Origin of the sequence: Marinitoga sp. 1135, from assembly GCF_013363245.1 — a bacterium.
In the GTDB taxonomy this organism is placed as follows: domain Bacteria; phylum Thermotogota; class Thermotogae; order Petrotogales; family Petrotogaceae; genus Marinitoga; species Marinitoga piezophila.
On the sequence record NZ_LBEZ01000029.1, the window covers coordinates 1 to 2,389 of the forward strand.

General features: G+C 31.0%; 2 protein-coding genes. Both read left to right on the plus strand.

Annotated elements, in window-relative coordinates:
* Positions 1–118 precede the first annotated feature (118 nt).
* Positions 119–1,282, plus strand: a complete 1,164-nt coding sequence (gene gmd / locus XO10_RS10475) for a GDP-mannose 4,6-dehydratase (protein ID WP_175421492.1) — start codon at positions 119–121, stop codon at positions 1,280–1,282.
* A 66-nt stretch (positions 1,283–1,348) separates the two neighbouring features.
* Positions 1,349–2,389: GDP-L-fucose synthase (locus XO10_RS10480; protein WP_175421491.1), on the plus strand; the 1,041-nt coding region annotated here is incomplete at its 3' end.

Sequence of the window (2,389 nt, forward strand, 5' to 3'; positions counted from 1 at the left end):
CACTAATTCTTGTGTTTTTTATGTCACTGCGAACATCGAGTTTTTCACATTTTTTTTTTTTTTTAATGATCCGGCCCCCCCCGAGTTCTCCCCTCTTCCCCTCCACGACGCTCTTCCGATCTCAGCAAAACCAATAATAACCGGAATAACAGGACAAGATGGAAGTTATCTAGCGGAATATCTATTAGAAAAAGGATATGAAGTGCATGGATTCATCAGAAGATCAAGTAGTTTCAACACAAAAAGAATAGACCATTTATATAAAGATCCACATGAAAAAAATACAAAATTATTTCTTCATTATAATGACTTAACAGACTCAACAAATATAATACGATTAATACAGCAAATACAACCAGATGAAATATATAACCTAGCAGCACAAAGTCATGTAAAAGTAAGTTTTGAATTACCAGAATACACAGCAAATTCAGATGCATTAGGAACATTAAGAATATTAGAAGCAATACATTTGCTTGGATTAGAAAAAAAAGTAAAGTTCTATCAAGCAAGTACATCTGAATTATACGGAAAAGTACAGGAAATACCTCAAAACGAAAAAACACCATTTTATCCAAGAAGCCCATATGCAGCAGCGAAATTATATGCATATTGGATAACAGTAAATTACAGAGAAGCATATAACATGTTTGCATGCAATGGAATACTGTTTAATCATGAATCAGAAAGAAGAGGAGAAACATTTGTAACAAGAAAAATAACAAGAGCAGCAACAAGGATATTAGTAGGAAATCAGAAAAAACTATACCTTGGTAATTTAAGCGCCAAAAGAGACTGGGGATATGCAAAAGATTATGTAAAAGGAATGTGGATGATACTACAACAGGAAAAACCTGATGATTATGTATTAGCCACAGGGGAAACACATGAAGTAAGAGAATTCTGTGAAAAAACATTTGAAACTCTTGGAATAGAAATAAAATGGCAAGGCGAAGGAATAAACGAAAAGGGAATAATCAAAAAAATAGATAGAAACAAAACAAAAGAAATAATAGAAAAACTAAAAGAAAAACATCCAGATTTAAAAGAATTTGAAATAAATACAGAACATTTAAAAGAAGGTCAAGAAATAATAGCAGTAGATCCAAAATACTTCAGACCAACAGAGGTAGATATATTGCTCGGTGATCCAACAAAAGCAAAAAAACAATTAGGCTGGAAACCCGAAACAAGCTTTGAAGAACTAGTAAAAATAATGACAGAATATGACTTAGGATTAGCGATAAAAGAAAAACATAGGAATGAATGGATAAAAGAGTAATAACGAAATAAAAAAACAATAAATAATAATCAATAAAAACTAAAAGAATTTAAGGGGATGAACGAATTGGAAAAAAATGCAAAAATATACGTAGCTGGTCATAGGGGATTAGTAGGATCGGCAATAATGAAAAAACTAAAAGAAAAAGGATATACAAACATAATAACAAGAACACATAAAGAATTAGATTTAACAGACCAAAAAGCAACAAGAGAATTCTTTGAAAAAGAAAAACCAGAATACGTATTCCTAGCAGCAGCAAAAGTAGGAGGAATACTTGCAAATGACACATACAAAGCAGAATTTATATATCAAAACATAATGATAGCGGCAAACGTAATAGAAGCATCATATAAATATGGAGTAAAAAAACTACTAAACCTTGGCTCATCATGCATATATCCAAAATATGCAAAACAACCAATGAAAGAAGAATATCTATTAACAGGAGAACTAGAACCAACAAACGAGCCATATGCAATAGCAAAAATATCCGCAATAAAAATGGTAAGATACTTCAACGAGCAATATGGAACAAACTTCATGAGCGTAATGCCAACAAACCTATATGGACCAAATGACAACTTCAACCTAGAAACATCACACGTATTACCAGCATTAATAAGAAAATTCTATTTAGGGAAACAATTAGAAGAAGAAAACTATGAAAAAATAAAAGAAAACATAGAAAAATATCCATTAGGATTTGGATTAGATAAAACAATAGATTTAGATAATAAAGAATCAATAATAAAAACATTAAAACAATTGGGAATAACAAAAGAAAGTATAACCTTATGGGGAACAGGAGAAGTATATAGAGAGTTTTTATATGTAGAAGACATGGCAGACGCATGTGTATATTTAATGGAAAAGATAGAAGCAGAAGAAATGAAAAAAATATCACCAGATTATTTCGTAAACATAGGAACAGGAAAAGATATATCAATAAAAGAATTAGCAGAGTTAATAAAAGAAACAGTAGGATATACTGGAAAAATAATCCATGACACAACAAAACCAGATGGAACACCAAGAAAGTTGCTAGATGTTTCAAAACTTCATGAATTAGGTTGGAAGTATAGTGTTGAGTTGAGTGAGGGGATT